The sequence below is a fragment of the Franconibacter pulveris genome, from assembly GCF_056780215.1.
Map to the genome: position 1 here is coordinate 1,904,543 of NZ_CM165555.1, position 13,949 is coordinate 1,918,491.

Annotated in this window: 15 protein-coding genes and 1 other annotated feature; all 15 genes read left to right on the top strand. The window is 53.7% G+C overall.

Going from position 1 to position 13,949, the window contains the following annotated elements; translation table 11 throughout:
* Nucleotides 1–193 precede the first annotated feature (193 nt).
* The 15 genes from ACU4F7_RS09165 (at nucleotide 194) to ACU4F7_RS09235 (ending at nucleotide 13,873) form a co-directional block, all read left to right on the top strand.
* Nucleotides 194–952 (top strand): DUF481 domain-containing protein, encoded by a 759-nt coding sequence (locus ACU4F7_RS09165; RefSeq protein WP_481638480.1) that lies wholly within the window; start codon nucleotides 194–196, stop codon nucleotides 950–952.
* A gap of 265 nt (nucleotides 953–1,217) precedes the next feature.
* On the top strand, nucleotides 1,218–1,442 hold the full coding sequence (locus ACU4F7_RS09170; protein WP_481638714.1) for a hypothetical protein: 225 nt from the start codon (nucleotides 1,218–1,220) through the stop codon (nucleotides 1,440–1,442).
* A gap of 483 nt (nucleotides 1,443–1,925) precedes the next feature.
* The gene (gene proP / locus ACU4F7_RS09175) at nucleotides 1,926–3,431 is read left to right on the top strand and encodes a glycine betaine/L-proline transporter ProP (RefSeq protein WP_029592635.1); all 1,506 of its coding nucleotides are present in this window, start codon (nucleotides 1,926–1,928) and stop codon (nucleotides 3,429–3,431) included.
* Nucleotides 3,432–3,691: 260 nt separating this feature from the next.
* Nucleotides 3,692–5,620, top strand: coding sequence for a threonine--tRNA ligase (thrS, locus tag ACU4F7_RS09180; RefSeq protein ID WP_024558076.1), 1,929 nt, complete (start codon nucleotides 3,692–3,694; stop codon nucleotides 5,618–5,620).
* 3 nt (nucleotides 5,621–5,623) lie between these two features.
* Nucleotides 5,624–6,166, top strand: a complete 543-nt coding sequence (infC, locus tag ACU4F7_RS09185) for a translation initiation factor IF-3 (RefSeq protein ID WP_071788487.1) — start codon at nucleotides 5,624–5,626, stop codon at nucleotides 6,164–6,166.
* A gap of 96 nt (nucleotides 6,167–6,262) precedes the next feature.
* On the top strand, nucleotides 6,263–6,460 hold the full coding sequence (gene rpmI, locus ACU4F7_RS09190) for a 50S ribosomal protein L35 (RefSeq protein WP_001124225.1): 198 nt from the start codon (nucleotides 6,263–6,265) through the stop codon (nucleotides 6,458–6,460).
* 103 nt (nucleotides 6,461–6,563) lie between these two features.
* Entirely contained in the window at nucleotides 6,564–6,920 is a 357-nt protein-coding gene (gene rplT, locus ACU4F7_RS09195; RefSeq protein ID WP_007374646.1) for a 50S ribosomal protein L20, read from the top strand.
* 116 nt (nucleotides 6,921–7,036) lie between these two features.
* Nucleotides 7,037–7,160: a sequence feature (Phe leader region), on the top strand.
* Nucleotides 7,042–7,086, top strand: a complete 45-nt coding sequence (pheM, locus tag ACU4F7_RS09200; RefSeq protein ID WP_152525475.1) for a pheST operon leader peptide PheM — start codon at nucleotides 7,042–7,044, stop codon at nucleotides 7,084–7,086. (Overlaps the previous feature by 45 nt.)
* A gap of 62 nt (nucleotides 7,161–7,222) precedes the next feature.
* Complete coding sequence (gene pheS, locus ACU4F7_RS09205; protein WP_024558077.1) at nucleotides 7,223–8,206, top strand: phenylalanine--tRNA ligase subunit alpha; 984 nt, start codon at nucleotides 7,223–7,225, stop codon at nucleotides 8,204–8,206.
* Between the two features lie 15 nt (nucleotides 8,207–8,221).
* Nucleotides 8,222–10,609, top strand: a complete 2,388-nt coding sequence (gene pheT, locus ACU4F7_RS09210) for a phenylalanine--tRNA ligase subunit beta (RefSeq protein WP_029592636.1) — start codon at nucleotides 8,222–8,224, stop codon at nucleotides 10,607–10,609.
* A 4-nt stretch (nucleotides 10,610–10,613) separates the two neighbouring features.
* Nucleotides 10,614–10,913, top strand: a complete 300-nt coding sequence (gene ihfA / locus ACU4F7_RS09215; RefSeq protein ID WP_024553451.1) for an integration host factor subunit alpha — start codon at nucleotides 10,614–10,616, stop codon at nucleotides 10,911–10,913.
* A 103-nt stretch (nucleotides 10,914–11,016) separates the two neighbouring features.
* Nucleotides 11,017–11,997, top strand: coding sequence for a vitamin B12 ABC transporter permease BtuC (btuC, locus tag ACU4F7_RS09220; RefSeq protein ID WP_481638481.1), 981 nt, complete (start codon nucleotides 11,017–11,019; stop codon nucleotides 11,995–11,997).
* 29 nt (nucleotides 11,998–12,026) lie between these two features.
* Nucleotides 12,027–12,578 (top strand): glutathione peroxidase, encoded by a 552-nt coding sequence (locus ACU4F7_RS09225; RefSeq protein WP_024558080.1) that lies wholly within the window; start codon nucleotides 12,027–12,029, stop codon nucleotides 12,576–12,578.
* A 12-nt stretch (nucleotides 12,579–12,590) separates the two neighbouring features.
* A complete protein-coding gene (btuD, locus tag ACU4F7_RS09230) occupies nucleotides 12,591–13,328 on the top strand; it encodes a vitamin B12 ABC transporter ATP-binding protein BtuD (RefSeq protein ID WP_481638715.1) in 738 nt (245 codons plus the stop codon).
* 80 nt (nucleotides 13,329–13,408) lie between these two features.
* Complete coding sequence (locus tag ACU4F7_RS09235) at nucleotides 13,409–13,873, top strand: NlpC/P60 family protein (RefSeq protein ID WP_481638482.1); 465 nt, start codon at nucleotides 13,409–13,411, stop codon at nucleotides 13,871–13,873.
* The last annotated feature ends 76 nt before the right edge of the window (nucleotides 13,874–13,949 follow it).

Below are 13,949 nucleotides of genomic sequence, written 5' to 3' on the forward strand. Positions count from 1 at the left end.
CGGCGCTATATTTATGAAATAAAAGCAGTTTTAAGATCCCTCTTATTCAAAAATAGAGATAAGAATTTATTGCCATGTTATGCGGGCCTTTTTATAATTTGTTACCTTTCGACGAGCCTTATGTCGTTGATTCCGGGAAAACATTCCAGGACCTTATCGGTCTCTTTTTTTTGTTGTACGGACCTAAAAATAAATGAAGCTTTTGAAGACAGTACCCGCAGTTATGCTGCTTGCGGGGGGCGCGCTTGTGAGTCAGTTCGCAATCGCGGACAACACCGTTTTTACTGTCATGGACGATCCTTCCACCGCTAAAAAAGCTTTCGAAGGCAACCTGAACGCCGGTTATCTGGCCCAGTCAGGCAACACGAAAAGCTCCTCTTTAACCGCCGACAGTACGCTAACCTGGTACGGTCAGAGAACAGCCTGGTCGCTGTGGGGCAATGCCAGCAATACCTCTTCTAACGATGAGCGTTCTTCAGAAAAATATGCGGTGGGCGGCCGTAGCCGCTACAACGTAACCGATCTGGATTACCTGTTCGGCCAGGCGAGCTGGCTGACCGACCGTTACAATGGCTATCGCGAGCGCGACGTAGCAACGCTGGGTTATGGTCGCCAGTTGCTTAACGGTCCGGTGCATAGTCTTCGTGTCGAATTTGGTCCGGGCGTTCGCTACGACGAATACACCAATGGCGACACCAAGACTCAGGGTCTCGGCTACGCTTCCGGCACCTATGCCTGGCAGCTTACCGATAACACGAAATTTACCCAGGGCGTCTCCGTCTTTGGCGCTGACGATACCACCGTGAACTCCGAGACTGCGCTTGATGTCGCTATCAACGCGCATTTTGGTCTTAAAGTCGCTTATAACGTTACCTGGAACTCCCAGCCGCCTTCTTCGGCGCCTGAGCATACCGACACTCGTACCTCGGTTACGCTCGGTTATAAGATGTAAAACAACAGGCCGGTTTATCCGGCCTGATTTTTTAAGTTAATTCTTAAAGTTGCATTTCAACCTGGTCGCTTAGTCTGGAAAATATAAAAACCTGTTTCTTCATATCCTCTCCATAATTAGCCCCGCCATAAAACATTCAATTAATTTGACACGAAATGACAAATAATTTGAGTGGGCAAAAATGTGAGCTGGATCTACAATCTGATCACAGCGGTTTTATTACCGCACGGTTTAACCTGATTCAAAAAAATAAGAGAAGAAAATGATGAATATGATGAAAACCATAGCCGCAGCCGTTGTGCTGTCCGCGCTCTCATTCGGCGCTTTTGCGGCCGAAACCGCAACTGATACCCGCACCGCGCCTTCCAGCACCTGGAATGTCAAAGATGTGGAAGCCGGTTCGAATATTCAACCTGGTGCTGCCTCTACCGGCCAGTCCATGAATGACGCTTTTGATGTTCATAAATTAGTGGCGGGTGAATGGTCTTAATAACCCGACCTTTTGCTTTTAGGCGTGTTAACTGCAAGCCGTCTGGGTTACGCCTTATATAAAAAACCGGAATTTAACGTCCGGTTTTTTATTATTTTGTTTTTATATCCTGTCTTCTTTACTGCCAGTAATTTCGTCATTTCTTCTTTTACAACTGCCGACCGGTTTTAATGCGTAAAGCGCGTTTTATTAACCTGTATCACGGTCATGGCAAAAGTGCGCTGAAATAAATACCCCCACATTTTGTGAATTTGATCACAAATTTAAACGCTGGTAGGGTAAAGGCTCAGGCATCCGAAACCGTCTACGCTTTTTCGATTGGATGCATTGTAACCAACCTGCAGGGGTAAACCTGCTACGCTCTTAAAGGGAGCCCGAACGTTCAGGTTTCTTTATCGCTAAGGAGGCGGGCCGCAGTCGGTAAAATACGCGCATGCAGGACGTATGCCGCCGGGTCAGAGAGCGATTCTAAAGAGGATGGATATGAAATTAAAAAGAAAAAAAGTTGAGCCTATTTCGCTTAGCGACGTAACGATTATTGATGATGCAAAATTACGCAAAGCCATCACAGCAGCTTCGCTTGGCAATGCGATGGAGTGGTTTGATTTCGGTGTTTATGGTTTTGTCGCCTATGCGCTGGGTAAAGTGTTTTTCCCGGAGGCGAATCCAAGCGTACAGATGATAGCTGCGCTTGCCACCTTTTCCGTTCCTTTCCTTATTCGCCCCCTCGGCGGACTTTTCTTTGGGATGCTCGGCGATAAATATGGCCGACAGAAAATCCTTGCTATTACTATTGTTATTATGTCGATCAGCACATTCTGCATCGGCTTAATTCCCGGGTATGCAACGATCGGTATTTGGGCGCCGGTTCTATTATTAATTTGTAAAATGGCGCAGGGCTTTTCCGTCGGTGGGGAATATACAGGCGCATCCATCTTCGTTGCTGAATATTCCCCCGATCGCAAGCGTGGTTTTATGGGGAGCTGGCTCGATTTTGGCTCGATAGCGGGGTTCGTTCTGGGCGCGGGCGTCGTGGTGTTGATCTCCGCCATCATCGGCGAAGAGAACTTCCAGAGCTGGGGTTGGCGTATTCCGTTCTTCCTGGCGTTGCCGCTAGGCATCATCGGCCTTTATCTGCGCCATGCGCTTGAAGAGACGCCGGCATTTCAGCAGCACGTTGATAAGCTCGAGCAGGGCGATCGCCAGGGGCTGCAGGATGGGCCGAAAGTCTCCTTTAAAGAGATCGCCACAAAACACTGGCGCAGCCTGCTGACCTGTATCGGTTTGGTTATCGCGACTAACGTGACCTATTACATGCTGCTCACGTACATGCCAAGCTACCTGTCGCATAACCTGCACTATTCCGAAAGCCACGGGGTGCTCATCATCATCGCTATCATGATGGGGATGCTGTTCGTACAGCCGGTAATGGGGCTGCTGAGCGACCGCTTTGGCCGCCGCCCGTTTGTCATTATTGGCAGTATCGCGCTGTTTGTATTAGTTATCCCGGCGTTCACCCTTATCAATAGCAATGTGATTGGGTTGATTTTCGCCGGTTTGCTGATGCTGGCGGTTATCCTGAACGCCTTTACCGGCGTAATGGCTTCAACCTTACCGGCGATGTTCCCGACGCACATTCGTTATAGCGCCCTTGCCAGCGCCTTCAACATTTCGGTGTTGATTGCCGGCCTGACGCCGACGCTTGCCGCCTGGCTGGTGGAAAGCTCAGAAGACCTGATGATGCCAGCCTATTATTTGATGGTTATCGCGGTTATCGGCCTTATTACCGGCATTACGATGAAGGAGACGGCAAACCGCCCGCTGAAAGGGGCGACGCCCGCCGCATCGGATATTCAGGAAGCGCGTGAAATCCTGCAGGAGCACCACGACAATATCGAACAGAAAATTGAAGATATTGATAAAGAGATCTCTGATTTGCAGGAAAAACGTCAGCGTCTGGTGCAGCAACATCCGGACATTAACGAGTAAGCCTGTTATCTGTCCTGTAATGGACAGATATTCTCCCGCGAAGCCCGGCTGAACAAGCCGGGCTTTTAACAAACCGGCAAGGCGTGTACTATTTACAGCGACCTTATCGGTAAGCAGGTGAGGGCGCAGGCATATTATTCCCCCGCGCAGATTCCGCAGAGTGAAGCGGAAAACCCACCTTACTGGCCGGTAATTTTTTTATTTTCATACTCTCATATGTGCTCTTTCGTGCGGGGCACCACTGTGAATAAGGATTTAACATGCCTGTTATTACGCTTCCTGATGGTAGCCAACGCCATTTTGATCATGCCGTCAGCCCCATGGATGTCGCTCTGGACATTGGTCCGGGTCTCGCTAAAGCCTGCATTGCCGGCCGCGTGAACGGTGAACTGGTAGATGCTTCCGATCTGATTGAACACGATGCCCAGCTCGCCATTATCACGGCTAAAGACGAAGACGGTCTCGAAATTATTCGCCACTCATGTGCGCATCTGCTGGGCCATGCCATTAAGCAGCTTTGGCCGCACACCAAAATGGCGATCGGCCCGGTTATCGACAACGGCTTTTATTATGACGTTGATCTGGACCACACGCTGACCCAGGAAGATCTCGACGCGCTCGAAAAGCGTATGCACGAGCTTGCTGAGAAAAATTACGACGTCATCAAGAAAAAGGTGAGCTGGCACGAAGCGCGCGAAACCTTCGCACAGCGCGGCGAAAACTATAAAGTCTCCATTCTTGATGAAAATATCGCTCATGATGACAAGCCGGGCTTGTATCATCACGAAGAATACATCGACATGTGCCGCGGACCGCACGTGCCGAACATGCGTTTCTGCCACCATTTCAAACTGATGAAAATCGCGGGCGCTTACTGGCGCGGCGACAGCAACAATAAAATGCTGCAGCGCATCTACGGCACCGCCTGGGCAGATAAAAAAGCCCTGAACGCTTATCTTCAGCGTCTGGAAGAGGCCGCCAAGCGCGACCACCGTAAAATCGGCAAGCAGCTTGACCTCTACCATATGCAGGAAGAAGCGCCGGGCATGGTTTTCTGGCACAATGACGGCTGGACTATCTTCCGCGAACTGGAAACGTTTGTTCGCTCCAAGCTCAAAGAGTACCAGTATCAGGAAGTGAAAGGTCCGTTTATGATGGACCGCGTCCTGTGGGAAAAAACCGGTCACTGGGATAACTATAAAGATGCGATGTTCACCACCTCTTCCGAGAACCGTGAATACTGCATCAAGCCGATGAACTGCCCAGGCCACGTCCAGATCTTCAACCAGGGTCTGAAATCGTACCGCGATCTGCCGCTGCGTATGGCGGAGTTCGGCAGCTGTCACCGTAACGAGCCGTCAGGCGCGCTGCACGGGCTGATGCGCGTACGCGGCTTCACGCAGGATGACGCCCATATCTTCTGTACAGAAGAGCAGGTGCGTGACGAAGTGAACGCCTGTATCCGCATGGTTTACGATATGTACAGCACCTTCGGCTTCGAGAAGATTGTAGTAAAACTCTCTACTCGTCCGGAAAAACGTATCGGCAGCGATGAAATGTGGGATCGCGCGGAAGCGGATCTTGCTGTGGCGTTGGAAGAGAACAACATCCCGTTTGAATATCAACTGGGTGAAGGCGCGTTCTATGGTCCGAAAATTGAGTTTACGCTCTACGACTGCCTCGATCGCGCCTGGCAGTGCGGCACAGTTCAGCTAGACTTTTCACTGCCTTCGCGCCTTAGCGCATCGTATGTAGGCGAAAACAACGAACGTCAGGTGCCGGTTATGATTCACCGCGCCATCCTGGGTTCTATCGAGCGTTTCATCGGCATCCTGACCGAAGAGTTCGCCGGGTTCTTCCCGACATGGCTCGCGCCGGTTCAGGTTGTGGTGATGAATATTACTGACTCACAGTCTGAATACGTTAACGAATTGACTCGTAAACTGCAAAATGCGGGCATTCGTGTAAAAGCGGACTTGAGAAACGAGAAGATTGGCTTTAAAATCCGCGAGCACACTTTACGTCGTGTCCCTTATATGCTGGTTTGTGGCGACAAAGAAGTCGAAGCTGGCAAAGTGGCCGTCCGCACCCGTCGTGGCAAAGACCTCGGCAGCCTGGATGTGAACGACGTGATTGAGAAGCTGCAGCAAGAGATTCGCAGCCGCAATCTTCATCAACTGGAGGAATAAGGTATTAAAGGCGGAAAACGAGTTCAAACGGCGCGCCCTAATCGCATCAATGGTGAGATTCGCGCACAAGAGGTTCGCTTAACAGGTCTGGATGGCGAGCAGATTGGTATTGTCAGTCTGAGAGAAGCTCTTGAGAAGGCTGAAGAAGCCGGGGTCGATTTAGTTGAAATTAGCCCTAACGCCGAGCCGCCAGTTTGCCGCATAATGGACTACGGCAAATTCCTCTATGAAAAGAGCAAGTCTTCTAAGGAACAGAAGAAGAAGCAGAAAGTTATCCAGGTTAAGGAAATCAAATTCCGTCCTGGTACTGACGAAGGCGACTATCAGGTAAAACTCCGCAGCCTGATTCGCTTTCTCGAAGAAGGCGATAAGGCCAAAATCACCCTGCGTTTCCGCGGGCGTGAAATGGCCCACCAGCAAATCGGTATGGAAGTGCTTAATCGCGTGAAAGACGATTTGCAAGAACTGGCAGTAGTCGAATCCTTCCCAACGAAGATCGAAGGCCGCCAGATGATTATGGTGCTCGCTCCTAAGAAGAAACAGTAAGGCCATCAAGTAACATTTCCTGTGAGGCCTCCAGGCTTCACAGGTTTTGTTCGCCTGGGTTTCGTTTATCAACAATGCGAAGTGGAAGTTAATAAAATGCCAAAGATTAAGACCGTACGCGGTGCTGCTAAGCGCTTCAAAAAAACCGGTAAAGGTGGTTTTAAGCACAAGCACGCTAACCTGCGTCATATTCTGACCAAAAAAGCAACCAAGCGTAAACGTCACCTGCGCCCGAAAGCCATGGTTTCTAAAGGCGATCTGGGTCTGGTAATCGCGTGCCTGCCGTACGCATAAGCCGTTAACCTTTAACTTTTTTATCGCCGAAAGCCCAGCGTTATCGCAATGCAGCGACACGTCGGGGTAAGGCAACATCAGAATATAGATACAGGAGAGAGCCATGGCTCGCGTAAAACGTGGTGTGATTGCACGTGCACGTCATAAGAAAATTTTGAAACAAGCTAAAGGTTACTACGGTGCGCGTTCTCGCGTATACCGCGTTGCCTTCCAGGCTGTTATCAAAGCTGGTCAGTACGCTTATCGTGACCGTCGTCAGAAAAAGCGTCAGTTCCGTCAACTGTGGATTGCACGTATCAACGCAGCAGCACGTCAGAACGGTATCTCTTACAGCAAATTCATCAACGGCCTGAAAAAAGCCTCTGTTGAAATCGACCGTAAGATCCTGGCTGACATCGCCGTATTCGACAAAGTGGCATTCTCTGCCCTGGTTGAAAAAGCGAAAGCAGCTCTGGCGTAAGCCAGTTTGAAAGAGGGAGCTTGTCTCCCTCTTTTAACTTAACTGGTTCAATACGTTGACAATTGTTCGCTTAGCCCTTTCAATAGACGCAAATAGACGTGAACATAAGGTAACTGCAAGCATGAATGCTGCTCTTTTCCGCTTCTTTTTTTACTTTAGCACCTGATTTCAGGAGGCTAGCGCGTGAAAGAAGAAACGGAAAATAGCGCCAAAAGCCTCCCTTGTGGAGGCTTTTTTATTGCCTGATGGTTTTGCAGAACACTAATGATTACGGCACAACGCCACTATTAATGAGGAACACCATGCCACATCTCGCAGAGCTGGTTGCCAGTGCTAAGGCAGCCATTAACGATGCCCAGGATGTTGCCGCGTTAGATAACGTACGCGTCGAATATTTAGGGAAAAAAGGGCAGCTGACCCTTCAGATGACCACCCTGCGTGAGCTGCCGCCGGAAGAGCGTCCGGCTGCGGGCGCGGTGATCAACGAAGCCAAAGAGCAGGTTCAGCAGGCGCTGAACGCCCGTAAAGAAGCGCTGGAGAGCGCGGCGCTAAACGCCCGTCTGGCTGCGGAAACCATCGACGTATCGCTCCCGGGCCGCCGTGTGGAAAATGGCGGCCTGCACCCGGTTACCCGCACCATCGACCGTATCGAAAGCTTCTTCGGCGAGCTGGGCTTTACCGTTGCGACAGGGCCGGAAATCGAAGACGATTACCATAACTTTGACGCATTAAACATTCCGGGACATCACCCGGCGCGTGCTGACCACGATACCTTCTGGTTTGACGCGACCCGCCTGCTGCGTACGCAGACTTCCGGCGTGCAGATCCGCACCATGAAAAATCAGCAGCCGCCGATCCGCATCATCGCGCCGGGCCGCGTTTACCGTAACGATTACGATCAGACTCACACCCCGATGTTCCATCAGATGGAAGGGTTGATCGTCGACAAAAATATCAGCTTCACCAACCTCAAAGGCACGCTGCACGATTTCCTGCGCAACTTCTTTGAAGAAGATTTGCAGATTCGTTTCCGTCCTTCTTATTTCCCGTTCACCGAACCTTCCGCTGAAGTGGACGTGATGGGTAAAAACGGCAAGTGGCTGGAAGTGCTGGGCTGCGGCATGGTGCACCCGAACGTGCTGCGTAACGTTGGCATTGATCCTGAAGTCTATTCCGGCTTCGCATTCGGCATGGGAATGGAGCGCCTGACCATGCTGCGCTATGGCGTTACCGATTTGCGCGCATTCTTCGAAAACGATCTGCGTTTCCTCAAACAGTTTAAATAAGGGCAGGAAAAAACAATGAAATTCAGTGAACTGTGGTTACGCGAGTGGGTTAACCCGTCCCTGGACAGCGAAGCGTTAGCCAACCAAATCACCATGGCGGGGCTGGAAGTCGATGGCGTTGACCCTGTTGCCGGCGCTTTCCACGGTGTGGTCGTGGGTGAAGTGGTAGAGTGCGGCCAGCACCCGAACGCAGACAAATTGCGCGTAACGAAAGTTAACGTCGGCGGCGAACGTCTGCTTGATATCGTCTGCGGCGCGCCAAACTGCCGTCAGGGCCTGAAAGTCGCCGTGGCGACGATCGGCGCGGTTCTGCCGGGCGATTTTAAAATCAAGGCGGCGAAGCTTCGCGGCGAACCTTCAGAAGGCATGCTTTGCTCTTTCTCCGAGCTGGGTATTTCGGACGATCACAGCGGGATTATCGAACTGCCTTCCGATGCGCCGATCGGCACCGATATCCGCGAGTATCTGAAGCTTGACGACAATACTATTGAGATAAGCGTAACGCCGAACCGCGCCGACTGCCTCGGCATCGTTGGCGTGGCGCGCGATGTGGCGGTACTGAACCAGCTGCCGCTGAACGAGCCGGAAATGGCGCCTGTCGCCGCGACTGTAAACGACACGCTGTCTATCCGCGTCGACGCCCCTGAGGCTTGCCCGCGTTACCTGGGTCGCGTGGTAAAAGGCATCAACGTTTCTGCGCCGACTCCGCTGTGGATGCGTGAAAAACTGCGCCGCTGCGGCATCCGCTCTATCGACGCGGTTGTCGATGTCACTAACTATGTGCTGCTGGAGCTGGGGCAGCCGATGCATGCATTCGACCTGAACCGCATTGAAGGCGGTATTGTGGTGCGGATGGCGAAAGAGGGCGAAACGCTGGTGTTGCTGGACGGCAACGAAGCGAAGCTTAATGAAGATACGCTGGTTATCGCTGACCACAGCAAAGCGCTGGCGATGGGCGGCATCTTTGGCGGCGAACATTCCGGCGTGAACACCGAAACGCGCGATGTGCTGCTGGAGTGCGCGTTCTTTAATCCGCTCTCTATCACCGGTCGCGCCCGTCGCCACGGTCTGCACACCGATGCGTCTCACCGTTATGAGCGCGGCGTGGATCCGGCGCTGCAATACAAAGCCATGGAGCGAGCTACCCGTCTGCTGATCGACATCTGCGGCGGTGAAGCGGGACCGGTAGTGGATGTAACCAGCGAAGCGCATCTGCCGAAGCGTGCGACCATTACCCTGCGTCGCAGCAAACTGGATCGTTTGATTGGCCATGTGATTCCAGGCGAGCAAGTCACCGACATTCTTAAACGTCTGGGCTGCGAAGTCACCGAAGGTCAGGACGAGTGGCAGGCCGCTGCTCCGAGCTGGCGTTTCGATATGGAAATCGAAGAAGACCTGGTGGAAGAGGTCGCTCGCGTCTATGGTTATGACAATATCCCGAACGAGCCGGTGCAGGCGGGGCTGGAGATGGGTAGCCACCGTGAAGCGGACCTCTCCCTTAAGCGCGTGAAAACGATGCTGGTGGATAAAGGCTATCAGGAAGTGATCACCTATAGCTTCGTCGATCCGAAAGTACAGCAGTTGCTGCACCCCGGCGAAGAAGCGCTGATCCTGCCAAGCCCCATTTCCAGCGATATGTCCGCGATGCGCCTGTCGTTGTGGACCGGCCTGCTCAGTACGGTGGTGTACAACCAGAACCGCCAGCAGAATCGTGTGCGTATTTTCGAAACCGGCCTGCGCTTTGTGCCTGATACGCAGGCGGACCTCGGCATTCGTCAGGATCTTATGCTGTCCGGCGTGCTGTGCGGCAACCGCTATGAAGAGCACTGGGATCAGGCGAAAAGCGCAGTGGATTTCTACGATCTGAAGGGCGATTTGGAATCTGTTCTGGAACTTACTGGTAAATTATCTGAAATTGAATTTAAGGCAGAAGCCAATCCGGCCTTGCATCCTGGCCAAAGTGCTGCCATTTATTTAAAGGGCGAACGCATTGGTTTCATTGGCGTTGTGCATCCGGAACTCGAGCGTAAGCTTGATCTCAACGGCCGCACGCTGGTGTTTGAACTGCTGTGGGACAAGGTAGCGGACCGTATCGTGCCGCAGGCCGCCGAGGTTTCTCGCTTCCCGGCGAACCGCCGCGACATCGCTGTGGTCGTGTCTGAAAGCGTACCGGCAGCAGATATTTTGGCCGAATGTAAGAAAGTTGGCGCAAATCAGATAGTTGGCGTAAACTTATTTGACGTGTACCGTGGTAAGGGTGTTGCGGAGGGTTACAAGAGCCTTGCCATCAGCCTGATCCTTCAGGATACCAGCCGTACACTCGAAGAAGAGGATATTGCCGCTACTGTTGCGAGATGTGTAGAGGCACTAAAAGAGCGATTCCAGGCATCATTGAGGGATTGAACCTATGGCGCTTACTAAAGCGGAAATGTCAGAATATCTGTTTGATAAGCTTGGGCTTAGCAAGCGGGACGCCAAAGAACTGGTGGAACTGTTTTTCGAGGAGATCCGTCGCGCGCTGGAAAATGGCGAACAGGTGAAACTCTCCGGTTTTGGTAATTTTGACCTGCGAGATAAGAACCAACGTCCCGGACGCAACCCGAAAACCGGTGAAGATATCCCCATTACGGCGCGCCGTGTGGTGACCTTCCGACCCGGTCAGAAGTTAAAAAGCCGGGTTGAGAACGCTTCGCCGAAGACAGAGTAATCTGACCTAGTCAAAAAGGCCGCATCGTGCGGCCTTTTTTCTTTTGTGGGCGGTCGCAGGGCCGTAGAATCAACGGATTGCGATCATAACGACCAATTCATTCATGCTCTCTTTTATTGAACAACAACGCCAGCGCGAGCAGCGCTGGCTGTGGAGCCTGCTGTCGTTCACGCTGCTTGCGATGCTGTGCAGCCTCTGTGTGGGCGACAAATGGCTGGGGCCGACGGACTGGTTTAGCGAAAGCGGTAAGCTATTTGTCTGGCAAATTCGTCTGCCGCGCACGCTGGCGGTGCTGGTGGTAGGCGCGTCGCTGGCGCTTTCCGGCGCTATTATGCAGGCGCTGTTTGAAAACCCGCTCGCTGAACCCGGGCTGCTTGGCGTGTCGAACGGCGCAGGCGTCGGGCTAATCGCCGCCGTGCTGCTGGGCCACGGCGCGCTGCCCGGCTGGGCGCTCGGTCTGTGCGCCATCGGCGGGGCATTGATTATCACGCTTATTCTGCTGCGTTTTGCCAGACGGCATCTTTCTAATAGCCGACTGCTGCTGGCGGGCGTGGCGCTGGGCATCATTTGCAGCGCGTTGATGACCTGGGCGGTCTATTTCTCCACCAGTCTCGATCTGCGCCAGCTGATGTACTGGATGATGGGCGGGTTCGGCGGAGTTGACTGGCGGCACGGTTGGCTTATGGCTGCGCTGTTGCCGGTCATGGTATGGGTCTGCCGCCAGGCGCTGCCGCTCAATATGCTGGCGCTGGGCGAAACCTCCGCGCGCCAGCTCGGCCTGCCGGTGTGGCTATGGCGCAACCTGCTGGTTATCGCGACGGGCTGGCTGGTGGGGGTAAGCGTAGCGCTTTCAGGCGCTATCGGTTTTATCGGGCTTGTTATCCCGCACGTGTTGCGGCTATGCGGGTTGACCGACCATCGCGTCCTGTTGCCCGCCTGCGCGCTGGCGGGGGCCGCGGTGCTGCTGGCGGCTGACGTTATCGCCCGGCTGGCGCTCGCTTCGGCAGAGCTGCCGATAGGCGTCGTCACCGCAACGCTGGGCGCGCCGGTATTTATCTGGCTATTATTAAGGGCTGGACGTTAAGTTCCTCACACCACCATTAAGGGGATGCTATGCAACACGATGTGCTGAACACCGAAGTGACCACCATTGACGGGGAAACCACGTCACTCGAACGCTGGAAAGGTAAGGTGCTGCTGATTGTCAACGTCGCTTCCAAATGCGGCCTGACGCCGCAGTATGAACAGTTAGAGAATATTCATAAGGCCTGGGAAGAGGCGGGTTTCAGCGTGCTGGCTTTCCCTTGCAACCAGTTCCTCGGTCAGGAGCCTGGCAGCGAAGAAGAGATCAAAACGTTTTGCAGCACCACGTACGGCGTCACCTTTCCGCTGTTCAGCAAAATTGATGTGAATGGCGAGAACCGTCACCCGCTTTACCAGAAACTGATTGCCGCCTGCCCGACAGCCGTCGCGCCGGAATCAAGCGGTTTTTATGAGCGTCTGGCCAGCAAAGGGCGCGCGCCGCTCTATCCGGATGACATTCTGTGGAATTTCGAAAAATTCCTGGTTGGCCGCGATGGGCAGGTGGTCCAGCGCTTCGCGCCAGATATGACGCCGGAAGATCCTATCGTGATGGAAGCTATCAAAGTCGCGCTGGCGAAATAAACGATGGCGCTGATGCAATTGCGCGATGTGGCGGTGTCCGGCCGTCTGGAGCCGTTCTCCGCCAGCGTCAAGCCTGGCGAATTACTGCATCTGGTCGGGCCGAACGGCGCAGGGAAAAGCACGTTGCTTTCGCGTATGGCGGGGATTACCAGCGGCGCGGGCAGCATCGATTTTGTTGACGAGCCGCTGAGCGCGTGGCGCAGCGAGCGGCTTGCCCGCCATCGCGCCTATCTCGCGCAGCAGCAGATGCCGCCCTTCGCCATGCCCGTCTGGCATTATCTGGCGCTGCATCAGCACGCCAGTCCGAATGAAAAAAGAATGACCGACGTCGCCGCGTCGCTCTGGCTTGGCGACAAGCTCACCCGGCCGGTTAACCAGCTTTCCGGCGGCGAATGGCAGCGGGTACGGCTCGCCGCCGTCGTGCTGCAAATCGATCCGCAAACCAATCCGCACGGCAAACTGCTGCTGCTCGATGAGCCAATGAACAGCCTGGACGTGGCCCAGCAGGCGGCGCTTGATAAAGTGATTTACCAGCTGTGCGAAGCGGGCGTAACGGTCGTGACAAGCAGCCACGACCTCAACCATACGCTGCGCCATGCCCACCGGGTCTGGCTGTTGCGTAACGGCAAGCTGATAGCCGAAGGCAAGCGCGACGACGTGCTCACGCCAGCCTTGCTCGGCGCCGCTTATGGCCTGCCGTTTCGTCGCCTGCAGGTGGAAGGTCACAGTATGCTCATTTGCCCGCTTTAGGCGCTTCTCTGTCTTGCTTCGGCGCGCCGGGGCAGGCTACATTAGCCAAAATAAAAACAGGGTAGAGGATTTGCCTGAAAATGCGGCTCTGGTTAATCGTTGTGGCGACGCTGGTGCTGGCCGGATGCAGCCATCATCGCGCACCGCCTCCCAATCCACGGCTCTCTGATTCCATCACCGTTATCGCTGGCCTGAACGATCAGCTCAGCCACTGGCGCGGTACGCCGTATCGATATGGCGGCATGGGCCGGGGAGGGGTGGACTGCTCCGGCTTCGTCATGCTGACTTTTCGCGATAAGTTTGAGTTGCAGCTGCCGCGGGAAACGCGCCAGCAGGCGAAAATCGGCACCGAGATCGATAAAGATGATTTACTGCCGGGCGACCTGGTCTTCTTCAAAACCGGCAGCGGGCAGAACGGCCTGCATGTTGGCATTTATGATACCGATAATCAGTTTATCCACGCCTCCACCAGCCAGGGCGTGATCCGCTCGTCGCTCGATAACGTCTACTGGCGCAAAAAATTCTGGCAGGCGCGCCGTATCTGATGTTCACCCGTCGCGTGCGGCGGGCGTTTCTCTTCACACTTCCCGCTTTCGCTGGCCCGACTTTGTAACAATGGCG

What these genes read in the sequence shown, in the direction of transcription:
- ACU4F7_RS09165 (WP_481638480.1), top strand. Translation starts at nt 194, where the DNA reads ATGAAGCTTTTGAAGACAGTACCCGCAGTTATGCTGCTTGCGGGGGGC.
- ACU4F7_RS09170 (WP_481638714.1), top strand. Translation starts at nt 1,218, where the DNA reads ATGAATATGATGAAAACCATAGCCGCAGCCGTTGTGCTGTCCGCGCTC.
- proP (WP_029592635.1), top strand. Translation starts at nt 1,926, where the DNA reads ATGAAATTAAAAAGAAAAAAAGTTGAGCCTATTTCGCTTAGCGACGTA.
- thrS (WP_024558076.1), top strand. Translation starts at nt 3,692, where the DNA reads ATGCCTGTTATTACGCTTCCTGATGGTAGCCAACGCCATTTTGATCAT.
- rpmI (WP_001124225.1), top strand. Translation starts at nt 6,263, where the DNA reads ATGCCAAAGATTAAGACCGTACGCGGTGCTGCTAAGCGCTTCAAAAAA.
- rplT (WP_007374646.1), top strand. Translation starts at nt 6,564, where the DNA reads ATGGCTCGCGTAAAACGTGGTGTGATTGCACGTGCACGTCATAAGAAA.
- pheS (WP_024558077.1), top strand. Translation starts at nt 7,223, where the DNA reads ATGCCACATCTCGCAGAGCTGGTTGCCAGTGCTAAGGCAGCCATTAAC.
- pheT (WP_029592636.1), top strand. Translation starts at nt 8,222, where the DNA reads ATGAAATTCAGTGAACTGTGGTTACGCGAGTGGGTTAACCCGTCCCTG.
- ihfA (WP_024553451.1), top strand. Translation starts at nt 10,614, where the DNA reads ATGGCGCTTACTAAAGCGGAAATGTCAGAATATCTGTTTGATAAGCTT.
- btuC (WP_481638481.1), top strand. Translation starts at nt 11,017, where the DNA reads ATGCTCTCTTTTATTGAACAACAACGCCAGCGCGAGCAGCGCTGGCTG.
- ACU4F7_RS09225 (WP_024558080.1), top strand. Translation starts at nt 12,027, where the DNA reads ATGCAACACGATGTGCTGAACACCGAAGTGACCACCATTGACGGGGAA.
- btuD (WP_481638715.1), top strand. Translation starts at nt 12,591, where the DNA reads ATGCAATTGCGCGATGTGGCGGTGTCCGGCCGTCTGGAGCCGTTCTCC.
- ACU4F7_RS09235 (WP_481638482.1), top strand. Translation starts at nt 13,409, where the DNA reads ATGCGGCTCTGGTTAATCGTTGTGGCGACGCTGGTGCTGGCCGGATGC.